Annotated in this window: 13 protein-coding genes; 5 read left to right on the top strand and 8 right to left on the bottom strand. The window is 69.3% G+C overall.

All coding sequences use genetic code 11. The features are described 5' to 3' along the window. Window positions 1–52: 52 nt before the first annotated feature. Complete coding sequence (locus FB600_RS02440) at window positions 53–820, bottom strand: GH12 family glycosyl hydrolase domain-containing protein (protein WP_105821132.1); 768 nt, start codon at window positions 818–820, stop codon at window positions 53–55. A gap of 152 nt (window positions 821–972) precedes the next feature. Continuing rightward, entirely contained in the window at window positions 973–1,668 is a 696-nt protein-coding gene (locus tag FB600_RS02435) for an O-methyltransferase (protein WP_098152735.1), read from the bottom strand. Between the two features lie 157 nt (window positions 1,669–1,825). On the opposite strand from FB600_RS02435, the gene FB600_RS02430 reads away from it, so the two are divergent. Beyond that, complete coding sequence (locus FB600_RS02430) at window positions 1,826–2,662, top strand: AraC family transcriptional regulator (RefSeq protein ID WP_145756183.1); 837 nt, start codon at window positions 1,826–1,828, stop codon at window positions 2,660–2,662. A gap of 180 nt (window positions 2,663–2,842) precedes the next feature. On the opposite strand, the gene FB600_RS02425 is transcribed toward FB600_RS02430, so the two are convergent. Both FB600_RS02425 and FB600_RS02420 read right to left on the bottom strand, forming a co-directional pair. Then, window positions 2,843–4,747 (bottom strand): protease pro-enzyme activation domain-containing protein, encoded by a 1,905-nt coding sequence (locus FB600_RS02425; RefSeq protein ID WP_096751381.1) that lies wholly within the window; start codon window positions 4,745–4,747, stop codon window positions 2,843–2,845. Between the two features lie 749 nt (window positions 4,748–5,496). Then, window positions 5,497–6,900 carry a glycerophosphodiester phosphodiesterase family protein gene (locus FB600_RS02420; RefSeq protein WP_145756182.1) on the bottom strand — a complete coding sequence of 468 codons (1,404 nt, stop codon included), beginning with the start codon at window positions 6,898–6,900 and terminating at the stop codon, window positions 5,497–5,499. Window positions 6,901–7,355: 455 nt separating this feature from the next. Between FB600_RS02420 and FB600_RS02415 the strand changes: the two genes are divergently transcribed. Beyond that, window positions 7,356–8,273: a LysR family transcriptional regulator gene (locus tag FB600_RS02415; protein WP_217281869.1), complete on the top strand. Its 918-nt coding sequence runs from the start codon at window positions 7,356–7,358 to the stop codon at window positions 8,271–8,273. Here the strand turns inward: FB600_RS02415 and FB600_RS02410 are convergent. Continuing rightward, window positions 8,249–9,043, bottom strand: a complete 795-nt coding sequence (locus FB600_RS02410; RefSeq protein WP_145756181.1) for a glycine betaine ABC transporter substrate-binding protein — start codon at window positions 9,041–9,043, stop codon at window positions 8,249–8,251. The genes FB600_RS02415 and FB600_RS02410 overlap by 25 nt on opposite strands. On the opposite strand from FB600_RS02410, the gene FB600_RS37055 reads away from it, so the two are divergent. The 3 genes from FB600_RS37055 (at window position 9,042) to FB600_RS02400 (ending at window position 11,704) form a co-directional block, all read left to right on the top strand. After that, window positions 9,042–9,266, top strand: a complete 225-nt coding sequence (locus tag FB600_RS37055) for a hypothetical protein (protein WP_164467616.1) — start codon at window positions 9,042–9,044, stop codon at window positions 9,264–9,266. The genes FB600_RS02410 and FB600_RS37055 overlap by 2 nt on opposite strands. A 55-nt stretch (window positions 9,267–9,321) precedes the next feature. Then, window positions 9,322–10,425, top strand: coding sequence for an SMP-30/gluconolactonase/LRE family protein (locus FB600_RS02405; RefSeq protein ID WP_261383319.1), 1,104 nt, complete (start codon window positions 9,322–9,324; stop codon window positions 10,423–10,425). A gap of 271 nt (window positions 10,426–10,696) precedes the next feature. Then, window positions 10,697–11,704: a dienelactone hydrolase family protein gene (locus tag FB600_RS02400; protein WP_145756179.1), complete on the top strand. Its 1,008-nt coding sequence runs from the start codon at window positions 10,697–10,699 to the stop codon at window positions 11,702–11,704. A gap of 67 nt (window positions 11,705–11,771) precedes the next feature. Here FB600_RS02400 and FB600_RS02395 read toward each other — a convergent pair whose 3' ends face one another. The 3 genes from FB600_RS02395 to FB600_RS02385 are packed head-to-tail and all read right to left on the bottom strand — an operon-like array spanning window position 11,772 to window position 17,010. Beyond that, entirely contained in the window at window positions 11,772–12,161 is a 390-nt protein-coding gene (locus tag FB600_RS02395; RefSeq protein WP_373421871.1) for a copper-binding protein, read from the bottom strand. A 5-nt stretch (window positions 12,162–12,166) separates the two neighbouring features. Beyond that, window positions 12,167–15,373 (bottom strand): efflux RND transporter permease subunit, encoded by a 3,207-nt coding sequence (locus tag FB600_RS02390; RefSeq protein ID WP_145756178.1) that lies wholly within the window; start codon window positions 15,371–15,373, stop codon window positions 12,167–12,169. Further along, window positions 15,370–17,010 (bottom strand): efflux RND transporter periplasmic adaptor subunit, encoded by a 1,641-nt coding sequence (locus FB600_RS02385; RefSeq protein WP_145756177.1) that lies wholly within the window; start codon window positions 17,008–17,010, stop codon window positions 15,370–15,372. The genes FB600_RS02390 and FB600_RS02385 overlap by 4 nt, the downstream gene beginning before the upstream one ends. Window positions 17,011–17,019 lie beyond the last annotated feature (9 nt).

The raw sequence follows: 17,019 nt of genomic DNA, 5'->3' as shown, positions 1-17,019 counted from the left end.
GGATTGCGAAATGAAAATGAAAGATTCGTCGGCTTGGTGAAAAGCGCGATGCCTAGCGTGCCGAGGCGCTGAAGCTGCTGACGTTCACCGAGCCGTTGGCGCCGTTGCTCTGGATCACCTCGACGCCGAACTGGGTGTTCAGCGTGTACCAGCTCGGGTTCAGCCAGCCCAAGGTGTAGGCGAGGTAATAGACGAAGGGCTGGAGCTTGCCGCTGAAGCTGGTGGTCTGCGCGGTACGCACGAAGCTCCACACCGGCCAGCCGTTGCTGCCCTGGTAGACGTCCCAGCTGCCGTCCATGCCGCCCAGCGTCACGCCGGAAGCCACCAGGTTGCCGGCCGGCCGGTTGCCCGAGTAGGCGAGCCAGACCATCATCTCGCCCGAGGGCGAGCCGGGGTTGGTCGAGGGCGAGAAGAACAGGTCGTAGGCCGCGTCGTACTGGTTGTTGCCGCTCATGCTGTAGCTGACCTGGGTGGGCAGCGGCGCCTGGCTCGACACCTGGACCGGAAAGCCGCCCGCGTCGGGCGACCAGGCGCCCATCTGCCAGCCGCGATAGATGCTCGGGTAGGACTTGATCCCGCCGCTGCCGGTGGCCCACCACCAGGTCGACGACCAGCTGTTGCCGGCGGCGCTGCCGGTGCAGACCTGCTGCCAGCCGCCGGGGTTGTTGGCCAGGCCCCATTCGTCGTTCTGGATCGTGTAGCTGCCTTGCGCGAGCGCGCCGTATTGCGTCGAGATGCAGTTCTGCGCCGAGGCGGTGTTGCCGAGCAGGAGCGAGAGCGGCAGCAGCCACAGGGCGCGGCGCGGCGGATTCAGCGGCATGGCGGATCTCCAGGTTGACGGGTTGCGGCGGGTTCGGTTTGCTCGCCGGCAAGCACGAGCCTTGATAGATTAGGCGCCGAACGGGGATCCGGTGCCCCGGAAAACCGGTTCATTCGATTATCGATGCAATATCGGCCCGGCCTGGAACGTCATCACCAGGTCGCGACGCTCAGTTCGTTGCCGCGGCCCTCGCTGATCGGGATCGGCTGGGACAGATAGCCGTTGGCCGGGTCACGGACGTAGTCGAGGTAGGCGTTGCCCCGCTCGACGGCATTCTCCGCCAGGATCGGCGTGCCCGGCGCCAGGTGCGGCTCCAGCAGCTTCAGGATCGGCAGGTACAGGCTGAACGCGCCGTCGAGCAGCACCAGGTCGATCTCGCCGTCGAGTTCGGCAAGCGTCTGCCGCGCGTCGCCCACGCGGATCTCGACCAGCTCGTCGAGCCCCGCGGCCTCGAGGTTGGCGCGTGCCCGGGCGGCCTTGCCCGCCTCCAGCTCGGTGCCGATCAACCGCCCGCCGCCGTTGTCGCGCAGCGCGGCGGCCAGATGCAGCGTCGAGATGCCCATCGAGGTGCCGAACTCCACGATCCGCTTCGCCTTGCGCGCGCGGGCGCACTGGTAGAGGAAGCGGCCGTATTGCGGCGTGACGTTCAGGAAGTTGTCGGCCAGGCCGCGATAGTAGCCCTGCAGGTCGCGCGCTTCCTCGGCGAACACCTCGTGCAGGGCGTCGTCGAGCGATCCGCCGGCATGCTCGGCCTCGAATTGCGCCAGCAGTGCCTGGTCGGCCTGTTCGGCCTGCTGGAACAGCCGCTGCAGCGTGTCGGCCACGCGGGTCGTGTTCAGTGAATTCATGATGAGGAGTAGTCCAAACGATGTCGTAGAGAGGATGCCGCTTGCGATCGCCTGCCTAGCGTAAGGGCGTGGACGCGGCCTGGCATTGGGCGAAGATGCCAAACTGTATGGAATTCTTGCCAATCACCGGAACGCCGCTTGCGGCGGGAACATCGACATGCCTCTCCTGAGCTCGCTTGACGACTGGGTGGACCCGGATCGCGTGCCACGGCCGGTGGTCACGATCGGCGCCGCCGATATCGTGCTGGAGGATCACGGCGGCCCCGCCGGCGATCTGCGCCATCGCGCGGCGACGGAATTTCACCAGCATCACAAGGGCGAACTGCTGCTGGCGCTGCGCGGCGTGTTCACCTGCGAGGTGGACGGCGGCTTCTGGATCGTGCCGCCGCAAAGCGCGATCTGGATCCCGGGCGGCATCCGGCACAAGTTCGTTTCCGCCGGCATGCTCGAGTGCTACGTGGTGTTCGTCGATCCCGAGGCGGCCGGGGCCTTGCCCGCCGATTGTTGCGTGCTGGCGACCACGCCGCTGCTGCGCGAGCTGGTGATCCGCTCCGCCAGCCTGCCCGTCGAGTATCCCGACGGCGGCCTCGCCGCGCATCTGATGACCCTGCTGCTCGATGAACTGGCGCTGGCGCCGGCCGGCAAGCTGCACCTGCCGATGCCGGGCGACACGCGCCTGCGCGGGATCGCGGAGGCGATCATGGCCAGGCCCGCCGATCGCGGCACGATCCGCGTGTGGGCGCGGCGCGCGGGCCTGAGCGAGCGCACCCTGGCACGTCGCGTCACGGAGCAGACCGGCATGAGCTTCGGCCGCTGGCGCCAGCAGCTCCACCTGATGCTGGCCGTGCAGTGGCTGGCGAACGGCATGTCGATCCAGCAGGTCGCGGACGAACTCGGCTACGAGAGTGCGAGTACCTTCGTCACGATGTTTCGAAGGACGCTCGGCGCGCCGCCTGCCCGCTACATGGCGGAGTGGGGCGCGGGCCGTCGTTGAACGGGCGCTTGCGTGCCGCCTTCATGGACAACCGGCTTCGGCCGGTTTTTCCGTGGAGCGCCGCGCACCATGAAAAACGCGCCGCTCCCGGGAGGAAGCGGCGCGATGGAGGCATCGCACGCGCGCATCAGCGCTGGTCATCGAATCCCGACCGGCCGATTCACGCGTGCCGGCTCGCGATCAGCGCGCGAAATCCGAATGGCTCTTGATGAAGCTGTAGAGCTTCGAGATGTCGATGCTGCCGAAGCCCGTCGAGCCGTCCCAGCCGGTGGCGGCGGCGAAACCCTTGTAGCTGCCGCTGCCGTTGTTGCCCGAGGTCACGTCGTGCAGCAGGGACGCATTGCTCGGGAAGTACTGGTAGAGGCTCGCGGCCGGGAAGCCGAGCGCATTGCCGTTGGCCGATTGCAGGCGCGCCCAGATGCCCACGAAGATCGGCGAGGCCAGGCTGGTGCCGCCGACCTGGTTCGGGTTGCCGCTGCCGTCGGTGGTGCTGCCGTTGTAGTACAGGATCGCGCCGGTGCTCGACGCCGCGTCGAAGGCGATGTCGGGCAGCGCGCGGCCGCTCGAGGTGCCGGTGACGCTCGACGATTGCCACGACGGCGCCGCCTCGACCGTGCTGTAGCCGCCGCCGGTGGCCCACAGGCGCTTGGTCGAATCGTAGTCGCCTTCGTTGTCGTAGTAGCCGATCGCCTGCAGCCCTTCGTTCCACACCGTCTCGTTGGCCCAGGTGCTGCCCGAGGTGTAGAGCGTGGTGCCGCCCACGGCGATCACGTACGGCGAGCTAGCCGGCGCCGACACCGAGTAGTGCGTGGTGTTCGGCACGCCGCCCACGCCCGAGACGCGGCTGGTGCTGCACTCGTAGGCGCCTTCGTCGCCGCTCGACACCGAGAAGGTCTGGCCCTGCGCGACCGCCTGCTTGAAGATGTTGTTGTCGGCCGCGCGGATGCTGGAGCCGTCCGCGTCGGATTCGCACCAGCCCAGCGAGACGTTGATCACCTTCGCCACGTTGTCGCTGACCGCGCGATTGAAGGCGTTCGAGATGTCGTCGAGCAGGGCCTGGTCGGTCTGTGCATCGTCCGGTGCGTTGTAGAACACCACCTTCTGCACCGCGCCGCCCGCCGCGCCGACGATCGACTGGCTGTCGAGCTGCCATTCGAGGTCGCCGCTGTTGTAGGTGCGGCCCGAGCCACCCGTGTTGATCACCTGCGAGGACACCGCCGCGAGATGGTTGGCGCTCGCGAAGGTGTTCAGGTCCTTCACCGTCTGGGTCTGGCTGCCGTAGGTGATGATGCCGACCGTGGTGTTGGCGGCGCTCGGCGTCGAGCCCGCGTCGTAGATCGACGAGAACTGCACCGGGTTGTGGCCCGTGGCGGTGCCGGCCGCGACGGCGCGCGTCAGCGAGGCCGCCGCCTCGCCCTGCTGCTCGGACGGCTGGAAGCGATGGTGGTAGGTGTGCGCGACCACCACGTCCTGCAGGCCCAGGACGGTGTCGACCACGCCGCCGAGCGAGCTCGGCACCTGCGCGTCCTGCGCGTTGGCGAACACGCGGCGGCCCTTGGCGGTGGTGAACTGCTTGAGTTGCGTGTTGAAGGCCTGCTTGACCGTGCCGGCCGTGCCGTCGGCCGTCACGAACAGGCGGTTCGGCGCGATCTGCACATTGGTGAAGCCCGAGGCGCGCAGGTGCGCCGCCACCGCGTCGGCCTGCGCCTGGGTCGGGCCATATTGCTCGGCGAACTGCGCCGGCGTGAGGAAGCCGCCGCCGCTGCCGTGCTGGAGCTTGGCGATGAACTGGTCGAGCCGGGCCTCGTTGCGAAGCTTGAGGCCCACCGTCACGTGAACGGCGGCGCCGCTCGCGAGATCGAGGCTCGAGGCCGCCTGGGTGAGGCTGGCGGAGGACGTGATCGAGGCTGCGGCCGCGGTGCTCGCGGCAGGTTGCACGAGAGGCAGGAAGGCCTTGGTACGGGTGGTGGTCCACCCTTGTTGCGTGGCCGCATGGCCGGCCTGCATGCCGAATGCGGCGAGCGCGGCCGATGCGATCAGGAGCTTGGTGAAATGCTGGCGAACATTACCGGAAACACGATTCATTGGATGATTCCCCCTCGGATGATTGGACGACTTCGTCACTGCCGCTGCGCTCTGCGGTAGGCATCGCGCAGGTTCGTCCGCGCGCGGCGGGGCCGGCGGATCGCGCCGGCCGAGACACGCACGGGATTCTGCAAAGAGACCCATTGATGCGGATTGCTAAGCAATTCGTGTGAAGCCGTGACGCGGAAGCGGGCTGGCACCACGGGACGAGCCCGCCAGCCGATACGACGCCGGTTTGCCATCGGCCAGGATGGCGCCGGTTTTTTTCGAATCTCAATCAGGGAACGACTACAGAAAATCGCCGGTCGATTTCGACGTGGATAGTAGCATCGTCAAATCAGCGTCACAAACTTTTTTCAGGAATATCTAAAAAAGTTAGATAAGACAATATGAATGGTTTTCGTAATGAATTGACGGCTCGATGTAAATATCCGGAAGTGAGGCCGCGCCGTGTCTGTCGGAACAGGTAGGGTGGGGCAGGCGGGCCGATTCGCCGGACAGCCGGATAAATGCTCGTATCAGAATGAATTCGCTAATTGGCGATTGGATCCGTAATTGCCGGAATGCAATTCCAATTCAAACGACTGTTTATTGAAGGCGGCAGTGAATCTGCCAAGGCGGGAAGCTGGCGGGACCGGCGGCGCTGAAATCCCGCGCCGCCGGCGAGGCGGTTTCGTGTCGGTGCATCGATCCCCGGGCCGCGATTGACTGCATGCCGTGCGGCGTGTATCGCGGCCCGGGCGGCGCGCTTAGCGACCGGTTTCCTTCAGGTACTGCGCGCGCGCGGCCACGGCCGTGTTCGTGAAGTCGGAAAACACGCCGTCGATGCCGGCGCGGTAGGCGTCGAGGTATTCGCCCACCGGATCACCCTTGTACTTGCCGGGTAGGTAGCGCGCCTCGTCGCGGAACGTGTACGAGTGGACGAACAGGCCGGCCTTGTGCGCATCGGCGATCAGGCTGGTCGGCTCGACCGAGTTCACGTCGGCCAGCGACCCCGCGTAGGGCGTGCCGTCGGCGTTCTTGTCCTTCCACGGCGTGACCTTCCAGGCGAACACTTGCGGCTTCCACGGACCGATGCCGTCGGCGTAGGTCTTGATGTCGGCCAGGCCGGCCGGCGTCAGCAGGTCGCCGAACCAGCGCGAATCGCCGTTGATGGTCCAGCTGTAGGGGCGGCCGTCGACGAAGGCGTAGTCGTCGTTGGTCTGGTAGATCATCTCGCCGGTCTGGTAGTTGACGCCGTTGCCGTCGATCAACTGCACCATGCGCGATTGCACGCCGCGCGCGCGCATGTACTTCAGGCTGGCCGGGTCGAAGCTCTGCACGAACACCGGCGCGCTGCGCGTGTTCAGGTTGTTGTCGTTGAGGAACTTGACGATCGCGTCCTCGAACGGATGGGTGCCTGTGCCGCAGCCGTTGGCGATCGCCTGCTGGTTGTTCCAGTAGGGGTTCTTCGATTCCGGGTAGATCGTGAACGGCTTGCCGGTGACGGCCGACTTCGCGCGCGCGATGTCGTACACCTCCTGCATGGTCAGGATCGGGAACTGGCCGTTCAGCGCGGTGGGGCGCACGTCCTTGGCGTCGTAGGTGGTGCCGCGGATCCATTGCTTGAGCTCGGCCACCGTGAAGTCGGTGATCGACCAGTCGTTGGTGTGGTCCTCGCCGTCGACGATCAGCGACTTCAGCACCGACTTCGGGTCCGCCGGGTTGGTCAGGTCGGACAGGTAGGTCGAGGGGCCGGTGGTGGCCGTGGTGGTCCACTTCACCGGCACGCGCACGCCGGGCACGGTGCGCTTGCGCGAGGCGACGTCGGCATTGGTCTTGGCGACGTCGGCGACGTTGGTGTTGTCGCTGAGCCAGGGGTTGTGGCGCACCACCAGCACGCAGTCGCGGCTCAGGTGCAGGTCTTCCTCGAGCGAATCGGCGCCGGCATCGGCGGCGGCTTCGTAGGACACCTGCGTTTCCTCGGGATACAGGCCCGGCAGGCCGCGATGGCCGATCACCAGCGGCGCATTGCCGTCGAGCGTCTTCAGCGCGGTAGGCGTCCGGGCCGGCGGCGGCGTGGCGGGATCGTCGTCACCGCCGCAGGCGGTCAGGGCCACGCTGCCGACCAGGGCGAGCAGCAGACAGGAAATACCGGTCCTTGAGAATGTCATGGCGATGTTCTTTTTCATCGAGTAGGTGGGTTGTCGAAACGGGACACGCGGCTTGCACAACAACAGCTCGATACGCACGCGGCCGCGAACGCCGCGCTCGCCGAATGTCAACGAATCCTGACAGTATGGATTTTTGAGTATGAGTTTTGAAAAAATGAAATGCTAATTTTGTAATGTGACAGAACATGCGTCGGGCGATGCTGTTTCGAGTGGAATGCAATCCAGCCATGATGGTATGGGAGAAGGGCGATGGCAGGGCGTGGCAGGTGGCGTCGGTTGGAGCTTTCAGTTTTTTCCTATCGACACGAGTCGGGGAATTCCACCCATTTTCTATATTTCATCGTGCTTTCGTTTTGCTGTCTTCGGATTTCCGCCTTCCGCTTCGCATCGACCGGCTCGCGATGCCTGAATGCGACAATCGCCTCCCCAACCCAGGCCCACTTCATCGACCCGGCATGATCGAAAGACTCGAAGACATCGGCGTATTCGTGCGCACGGCCGACAACGGCAGCCTGTCGGCCGCCGCGCGCGCGCTCGACATCACGCCCGCGGTGGCCAGTGCCGCGCTCAAGCGGCTCGAGGCCGCGCTCGGCACGCGCCTGCTGACGCGCTCGACGCGCAACCTGCGGCTCACGCCCGACGGCGAGCGCTACCTCGAATACGCGCGCGGCATGCTGGCCGCGGCCGAGGCGGGACGCACCGCGATCGCGGCGGGCCGGCACACGATCGGCGGCGAGGTGTCCTTGTCGGTCCCCTCGGACCTGGGCCGCAACCTGCTGTTCGGCTGGCTCGACGCCTTTCTCGCCGAGCATCCCGCGGTACGCCTGAACGTGCGGCTCTCGGATCGCATCGCCGACCTGTACCGGCAGCCCGTCGACCTGGCCGTGCGTTACGGGCCGCCGCATGATTCCGCGCTGGTCGCGCTGCCGCTCGCGCCCGACAACCGGCGCGTGCTGTGCGCCGCGCCCCGTTATTTCGCCGAGCACGGCATGCCGCGCACGCCGGCGGAATTGGCTTCGCACAACTGCCTGCGTCTCGCGCTCGGCGATACGATCCACCAGCAATGGACCTTCTTCGACGCGGCCGGCGAGGCGCACCCGGTGAAGGTGAGCGGCGACCGCGTGGCCGACGACGGCGAGCTGGTGCATCGCTGGGCGCTGGCCGGCCATGGCCTGACCTACAAGTCGCGGCTCGACGTGCTGGCCAGCCTGCGCGCCGGCACCCTGGTGCAGGCACTGGCCGACCACCAGGGCGAGCCGGCGCCGCTGCATCTGGTGACCACCCATCGCACGCTGATCTCGCCCACCGTCACCGCCTTGCGCGATGCGCTGCAGGCGCGGGTGCGCGACTACCTCGACGCGCCGTCGGCCTGAGCGCCGGCCAGCCAGGCGCGGCCGGCCTCGAGCGCATCGCGGCCCTGGTGCACGGCCAGGTCGAGTTGAGTGACGGCGGCATTGCCGAGCGAGAGCGCGCGCAGCTCGGAGATCGCGGCCGGCGGCAGGTCGTCGAGGCGGCTGCGGCGGATCAGCAGGGTGGCCTGGTCGGTGCCGCGCAGCAGGCCGTTCGGCTCGGCCAGCTCGCGGATCTCATGGCGCGCGAACAGGAACTGCGGCCGCCAGAGCGGCACCACGGCCCAGGCGCGCGCGGCCACGGCGCGTTCGAAGGCCGCCACGCAATCCGCCAGCGTGCCGTTCTCGAAGCGGTAGCCGAGCGCGGCCAGGCCGTAATGGTCGATGATCTCGCGCGAGAAGCGGCTGATGCCGGCGCCCGGGCCGATGCCCTGGATCAGCGGCGTCATGCGGCGGCGCACGGCGGGTTTCGCCAGGTCGGCCACCGAAGCGAGCTCGTCGGCGCTCACGTAGGCCGGCACGCCCCACAACGCATAAGGCGTGTAGAGCACCGCCAGCTTCTCGAAGCCGGCCGCGAGCGGTTCGAAATACCGGCCGTGGCTGCCCGGCAGCCAGGCGCTGCAGAGCAGGTCGGCCGAATCGTCGGCGAGCATCGCGAAGGCGGCCTCGTGCGCCGCGCGGCGCTCGGTGACGGCCACGCCGTGCCGTTCGAGCACGGCGCGCACCACGCCGGCCGCGGCATGGTGGAAGCTCAGGTCGATGGTGGCCAGCGTGATGGTCGGCGAGGCGGGCATGAAGGGCTCCGTTGATGGATGGGGATGGCCTCATCATGCGAACGGCGGGCGCCGCGATCCAGCCGCGCGGCCCGGAAACATTTTCGGCGGTGCGTTGAAGACGCGCTGGCGACATCGGCCGGAAGCGGCGATTCGGAACATTCCCGATGCCGCGATTTTCGTCGCGGCGACGAAGCTGTTTCCGTCGATGCGCGGTGTTTCGCGCTCGCCCGGCTGTCGATAATCGGCGGCCGAAACGCGGCAATCGGGCCGCGTGCGAATTCCGGCGGGAGCCTCTCGTGACACCTCGAATCCTTCTTTCCTCCCTGCTCGCGCTGCTCGTGGCCTGCAGCTTCGGCGCCCCGGCCGCCGGCGCGGCCGACACCACCGCGCTCGAACTGGTCGCGCAATCGACCGCCATGCCCTGGAACGCCGTGGCGCTCGACGCGCGCGGACGCATCTTCGTCAGTTCCCCGAAATGGACCGGCGGCACCGGGCCGGCGCTGGCCACCATCGAAGCCGATGGCCGGCTCGCCCCCTATCCCGACGCGGCCTGGAACGGCTGGACGCCCGGCGCCGACGCGGCGCGAGCCTTCGTCAGCATCAACGCGATCCATCGCGAGGCCGACGGCAGCTTGTGGATCGTCGACACCGGCTCGCCCGAGTTCGGCGGCACGCCGGTGCCGAACGGCGCGAAGCTGGTGCAGGTCGATCCGCGCGAGGACCGCGTGCTGCGCGTCTACCCGTTTCCAGCCAGCGCGATTCGCGCGCATACCTATGTCGACGACGTGCGCATCCACGGCCGGCACGCCTACCTGACCGACGCGGGCGAGGGCGCGATCCTGGTGCTCGATCTCGACAGCGGCGCGGTGCGGCGCCGTTTCGACGGCATGGCCTTCGCGCAGGCGGCGCCCGATGCGCACATCGTGGTGGCAGGGCGCGTGCTGCGCGGGCCCGACGGCCGGCCGTTGCGCGTGAACGCCGATCCGCTCGAACTGAGCCCGGACGGCAAGACCTTCTACTTCGGGCCGTTGTCGGGGCCGATGTCGCGGATCGAGACGCGCTACCTCGACGACGACCACCTCAGCGACGCCGAACTCGCGCGCCACGTGCGGCGCTGGTTTGCGCTGCCGCCGGTGGGCGGCACCGCGATGGACGCGGCCGGCAACCTCTACTACACGCCGCTGGCCGACAACACGCTGATGCGCCGCGCGCCCGATGGCCGGGTCACCCGGCTCGCGCGCGATGCGCGGCTGCGCTGGGTCGACGCGCCCTTCCTGGACGGCCAGGGCCACCTCTACCTGCCGGTGCCGCAGATCGACGGCGCGCCGGTGTTCAACCACGGCCATTCGACGATGCGGCTGCCGATCGCCTTGTATCGGGTTCGCTTGCCGGCGGATTGAGTCGGGAGGCTGCCGGCGCGCGGTTCGCACATGCGGCGGGGTTCGCCGAGCATGACGGATCGCAGCGGGCCGGCGCGAAGGCGCGGGTTCGACGAGGCGCCGCGAGGGGCGCCGGCTGCGATCCGCAGCCAGGCACGGCAGGGCGAAGCGCAGTGCGCCCGGCCGTCGCCGGCGATGGAATAATCGCCGGCTGGCGCGCGTTGTGATGCGGTGGCGGCCGTCATGCGCCGCGCTCCGATCCTCGCCCATTCCCGACCCGCAAGGCAGCCCCTTGAAGACACGATTCCTTTCCCCGCGCCGGCTTGCCGGCCCGACCGGCGTGATCCGCCCGCGCCGCGCGCCGGTGCTCGCCGCGCTGGCGCTGGCACTTGGCATCGCCGCCGCCGGTTGCGTCCCGGCCGCCGGCGCGAATCCCGTCGACAGCGTCGCGCAGGCAGCACCGCAACTCGACGCGCGGCTCGGCGAACAGGTGCTGATGCTGCCGCGCTATCCAGGCAACCCAGGCAACCCAGGCAATGGCGCCATCGAATTGCAGACCACCGTCTTCAAGCCGCCCGGCCCCGGGCCGTTCCCCTTGGTGGTGCTCAACCACGGCAAGAACCCCGGCGACGCGCGTCGGCAGCCGCGCTCGCGCCATCTGCGCGTGGCGGCCCAGTTCGTGCGGCGCGGCTACGTGGTGGCGATTCCGATGCGCGAGGGTTTCGCGGGCTCGGGCGGCGTCTATCACGGCGACAGCTGCGACAGCGCCCGCCATGGCATCGACGAAGCCGCCGACGTGGCGGCCGCGATCGATTCGCTGGTCAAGCTGCCTTACGTGGATCGTTCGCGCATCGTGATCGCGGGGCAATCCGACGGCGGGCTGACCACCATCGCGCTCGGCACGCGGCGCATTCCCGGCGTGCTGGGGCTGGTGAATTTCTCGGGCGGGGTGCGCAAGAGCGCGTGCACCGGCTGGCAGGACGCGCTGGTCGACACCTACGCGCGCTACGGCGGCGCGGCACATTACCCCTCGCTGTGGTTCTACGGCGACAACGACCAGTTGTGGCCGCAACCTTTGCCGCAGCGCATGTTCGGCGCCTATCGCGAGCAGGCGCGCGGGCCGGCGGCCGAGGCGCGTTATGTCGATATCGGCGTGTTCGGCAGCAATTCGCACGACTTCTTCGATACGCCAGCGGGCGTGCGGCTCTGGCTGCCGCAGGTGGGCGCCTTCTTCCGCTCGCTCGGGCTGCCGTTCGAGCCGGTGGTCGACCTGCGCCAGGTCGGCGGGCAGGCCGGATAAACGCGCCTGCCGAGGCGCGCACGCGCGACGCGTTCGACGCGTCGCGCGCGGCCTCGATGGAGCGCGATCAGGAGGGCTTGGCGAGCTTGACGATGGTCAGCGTGCCTTTCACGTTCTCGACGCGCACGCGCACCTTGTCGCCGGCATGCGCCTGCTGGAGCATCGCGGCGTCCCGGGCCTTGTAGGCCATGGTCATGGCGGGCATGCCGAGGTTGGCCAGCGTGCCGTGCTTGAGCGTGATCATGCCGGTGGCGGGATCGACCTTGCGCACCTCGGCATCGGTCAGGCCCGCATCCTTGGCCGTGTCGGCGGGCGCGGCCATCTTCATGCCGGCCATGTCGTCGTCGGCCAGCGCCGGCGTGGCGGCGGCACCGAGCGCGGCGGCCAGGGCGCCGAGCACGGCCAGAGAGCGGCCCGGAAAGCGCAAGGAGGCGCGGGAGGCAGAAGCGGAAAACATCGGGTTCATCGGTTATCTCCGGTGGAAATGACGGGCACGGACGTGCCCGAGCTTGGGTAAAGGTCATGGCGCGCCCGGGCCGCGCGCCGCACGCGGCGGCGTTGCAGCAGGAACCAGGCGGCCGGAATCACGAACATCGACAGCAGCGGCGCGGTGATCATGCCGCCCACCATCGGCGCGGCGATGCGCTGCATCACCTCGGAGCCGGTGCCCTGGCCGAGCAGGATCGGCACCAGCCCGGCCAGCACCACCGCCACCGTCATGGCCTTGGGGCGCACGCGCTGCACCGCGCCCTCGCGGATCGCCTCGGCCAGCAGCGCCTCGCTGAGCGGCTCGCCGGCGTCCAGCCGGCGTTGCAGCGCGCCCTTCAGGTAGAGCAGCATCACCACGCCGAACTCGGCGGCCACCCCGGCCAGCGCGATGAAGCCCACCGCGGTGGCCACCGACACGGCATGGCCGAGCAGCCAGATCAGCCAGAAGCCGCCGACCAGCGCGAACGGCACGGTGCTCATCAGCAGCGCCGCGTCGGCGGCCGAGCCGAAGGTCAGCAACAGCAGCACGAAGATCACCGCCAGGGTGACCGGCACCACGGTGCGCAGCTTCGCGGTGGCGCGCTCCAGGTACTCGAACTGCCCGGACCAGGCGATCGAGTAACCGGGCGGCAGCGTCACCTGCCGCGCCACCGCGCGCTGCATCGCGAGCACCGCCGAGCGCAGGTCGGTATCGCGGATGTCGATGTAGACGTAGCCGGCCAGGCGCGCGTTCTCGCTGCGGATCATCGGCGGGCCGTCGGCGATCGACAGGCGCGCCACGTCGCCGAGCCGCAGTTGCGCGCCGCGTTCGGTCAGCACCGGCAACTGCCGCAGCGCGTCGAGCGAGTCGCGCACCTCGCGCGGGTAGCGCACCGAGATCGGGTAGCGCTCGCGGCCCGCGATCACCTCGCCGACGTTCTCGCCGCCGATCGCGGTGGTGACGAAGGACTGCAGCTCGGCCACCGACAGCCCGTAGCGCGCGGCCGCCAGGCGGTCGATGTCGACGTCGATGTAGCGTCCGCCGTTGAGGCGCTCGGCCAGCGCGGAGCTCACGCCCGGCACGCCCTTCACGGCCTGCTCGACCTGGGCCGCGACGCGATCGATGCCGGCCAGCTCGGGCCCGGTGATCTTCACGCCCACCGGCGTCTTGATGCCGGTGGACAGCATGTCGAGCCGGTTGCGGATCGGCGGCACCCAGACGTTCGAGAGCCCGGGCACGCGTACCGTGCGATCGAGTTCGTCCACCAGCTTTCGCGGCGTCATGCCGGGCCGCCACTGGCTGCGCGGCTTGAAGCGGATGGTGGTCTCGAACATCTCGAGCGGCGCCGGATCGGTGGCCGAATCGGCGCGCCCCGACTTGCCGAACACGGTCTCGACCTCGGGCACGGTGCGGATCAGCCGGTCGGTCTGCTGCAGCAGCTCGGCGGCCTTGTCGACCGAGATGCCGGGCAGCGCGGTGGGCATGTAGAGCAGGTCGCCCTCGTCGAGCGGCGGCATGAACTCGCCGCCCAGGCGGCTGAGCGGGATCGCCGTCAGCAGCAGCGCCGCCGCGGCCAGGCCGATCGCGACCCAGGGCCGCCGCAGCGTGGCCGCGATCAGCGGCGCGTAGAGCCGGGTCAGCCAGCGGTTGATCGGGTTGGCGTGCTCCGGCGGAATGCGCCCGCGGATCAGGTAGCCCATCAGCACCGGCACCAGGGTCACCGACAGCCCGGCCGCGGCGGCGATGGTGTAGGTCTTGGTATAGGCGAGCGGCGCGAACAGCCTGCCTTCCTGGCCTTCCAGCGTGAACACCGGCACGAACGAGAGCGTGATGATCAGCAGCGAGAAGAACAGCGCCGGGCCCACCTCGGCGGCCGCGTGCGCGATCAGCTCCCAGCGCCGCGCGGCCGTCAAGGGCTCGCCCGGATGCGCCTGCTGGTGCGCCTCCAGATGCTTGTGGGCGTTCTCGATCATCACGATCGCCGCGTCGATCATCGCGCCGATCGCGATCGCGATGCCGCCCAGCGACATCAGGTTCGCGTTGATGCCCTGGTGGCGCATCACGATGAAGGCGGCCAGCACGCCCAGCGGCAGCGACAGGATCGCCACCAGCGCGCTGCGCAGGTGGAACAGGAACAGCGCGCAGACCAGGGCGACGATCACGAACTCCTCGACCAGCTTGCCCTCGAGATTGTCGACGGCGCGCTCGATCAGGCCGGAGCGGTCGTAGGTGGTGACGATCTCGACGCCGGCCGGCAGCGAGCGCTTCAGTTCCGCCAGCTTCGCCTTGACGCCCTCGATGGTGCTCAGCGCGTTCTTGCCGGAGCGCATCACCACCACGCCGCCGGCCACCTCGCCCTGGCCGTCGAGCTCGACCACGCCGCGCCGCGCCTCGGGGCCGATCTGGATGCGCGCCACGTCGCCGAGCAGCAGCGGCGTGCCGGCCGCGTTGGTGCGCAGCACCACCTGGCGGAAATCGTCGAGCGTGCGCAGATAGCCCGAGGCATGCACCACGTATTCCGACTCGGCCATCTCCACCACCGAGCCGCCCGCCTCGCGGTTGGCCCGCGCCAGCGCGTCGGTCACCATCGCCTGCGTGACGCCGTAGGCGCGCATCCGGTCCGGGTCCAGCACCACCTGGTACTGGCGCACCATGCCGCCCAGGCTCGCCACCTCCGACACGTCGGGCACGGTCTTCAGCTCGAAGCGCAGGAACCAGTCGTTGAGCGCGCGCAGCTGCCCGAGGTCGTGCCGGCCGCTGCGGTCGACCAGCGCGTATTCGTAGACCCAGCCCACCCCGGTCGCGTCGGGGCCGAGCGTGACCGTCGCGCCGGGCGGCAGGCGGCCCTGCACCTGGTTGAGCGATTCGAGCACGCGCGAGCGCGCCCAGTAGGGATCGGTCTTGTCGTCGAACAGCACGTAGACGAAGGCGTCGCCGAACGAGGAATAGGCGCGGATCGTCTTCGCCCCCGGCACGCCGAGCAGGGTGGTGGTGAGCGGGTAGGTGACCTGGTCCTCGATCAGTTGCGGCGCCTGGCCGGGATAGGAGACCTTGATGATGACCTGCGTGTCGGACAGGTCCGGCAACGCGTCGAGCGGCGTCTCGCGCAGCGACTGCAGGCCCCAGGCCGCCAGCAGCAACGTGGCCAGCAACACCAGCAGGCGATGGCGGATCGACCAGCGGATCAGGTGCGCGATCATTGCGGGCCTCCGCTCGGTTCGACGGCGCTCAGGCGGTAGCCCTCGCCGGCATGGCGGAACGCGAAGCGCACGGTCTGGCCGACCTTCGCGTCGGCGAAGGCGCCGGGCGAGGGTTTCTCGAAGCTCATGGTCATCGCCGGCCAGCCGAGCGCGGGGACCGGCTGGTGCGAGAGCGTGATGCCCTGCGCGTCGATGTGCTCGATGCGGCCGGTGGTCTCGTAGAGGCCGGCCGCGTCGGCGGCGGATGCGGGGGATGCCGGCATCGACGACATCGATGAAGTCGCCGCCCGGGACGAGGCGTCCATCGCGCCGGGGCCGTTGCGTGCTTCACCCCCTGCCTCGCGACTCGCGGCATCGTGCTCGAGACGCGGCAGCACCGATTTCAGGCTGGCTTCCGAGTCGATCAGGAACTGACCCGAGGCCACCACCGTCTCGCCTTCGCCGAGGCCGTCGAGCACCTCGGTGAAGTCGCCCAGGTCGCGGCCGACGCTGACGGTGGCCGGGCGCAGCTTGCCGTCGGCATCGTGCACGATCACCACGCTGCGCTTGCCGGTGACGATCACCGCCTCGGACGGCACCACCAGCCGCGAGCGCGTCGCGCCGCCGTCGACGCGCACCCGCATCAGCATGCCGGGGGTGAGCGCCAGCGAGCGGTTGTCGAGCTCGACACGCGCCTGCAGGGTGCGGCTGCCGGTGTCGATGCCGGGCAGGATCTCGCGCAGGCGGCCCTGGATGTGGCGCGAGGCATCGGCGGCGGGCGTCGCGTCGACGGTCATGCCGGGCCGCACGCGCAGCGCCAGCGCCTCGGGGATCTCGACCAGCAGCCACAGCGTCGAGAGTCCGTTGATCTTCGCGATGGTCTGGCCCGGCGCGACCATCGCGCCTTCGCGCAGGTCCAGCTCGCTCACCACGCCGCTGTCGGGCGCGGCCAGCGTGAGGTGGGTCTGCGCGCGACCGCTGCGCTCGGCCGCGGCCACCAGCGCGTCGGGGATCGACAGCGCCCGCATCCGAGCGCGCGCCGCGTCGAGCAGCGCGGCATCGGCGGGGCTGCCCGAGCCGCCGGCACCGCCCGAGCCGCGGCGCAGCGCCAGGTATTCCTCCTGCGGCGCGAGCCAGTCCGGCACGAACAGCGAGGCCACCGGCGCGCCCTTGGCGATGCGCTGCTGCGGCGCGTTCGCGTAGAGACGGTCGATGTAGCCGGTCACGCGAGACTGCACGACCTCGGCGCGCGATTCGTCGAACTGGGTGGTGCCGATCGCGTCGATGCCGTCGCGGGTCTCGCGGCGCTGGACCTTCGCGTAGCGGATCCCGAGGTCCTGCTGCAGGCCGGCGTCGATGCGGATGCCCGGCTGCGCGCCGGGCGCGCCGTCGTCGCCGTCGGCATAGACGGGCTGCAGCTGCATGTCCATGAAGGGCGACTTGCCGGGTTTGTCGAAGTGCTGGTTCGGCACCATCGGGTCGTGCCAGTAGAGCACCTTGCGCGGGGCGGGCGCGCCGCCGGCCGAAGGTGTCGCGGCAGCGGCCATCGAATCGCCGCCGTCGCGATGGCGGCTGCCGGCCAGGTAGCCGGCGCCGAGCAGGGCCGCGCCGGCGATCAGCGCGAGCGCCGCGCGCAGGGAAAGGGAACGGATCGTCATGATGGGCTC

It is taken from the genome of Burkholderia sp. SJZ089, from assembly GCF_007828315.1.
Classification (GTDB): Bacteria; Pseudomonadota; Gammaproteobacteria; order Burkholderiales; family Burkholderiaceae; genus Burkholderia; species Burkholderia gladioli.
The sequence above is the reverse complement of the archived record's forward strand: the minus strand, read 5'-3'. Positions and strand labels throughout refer to the sequence as shown.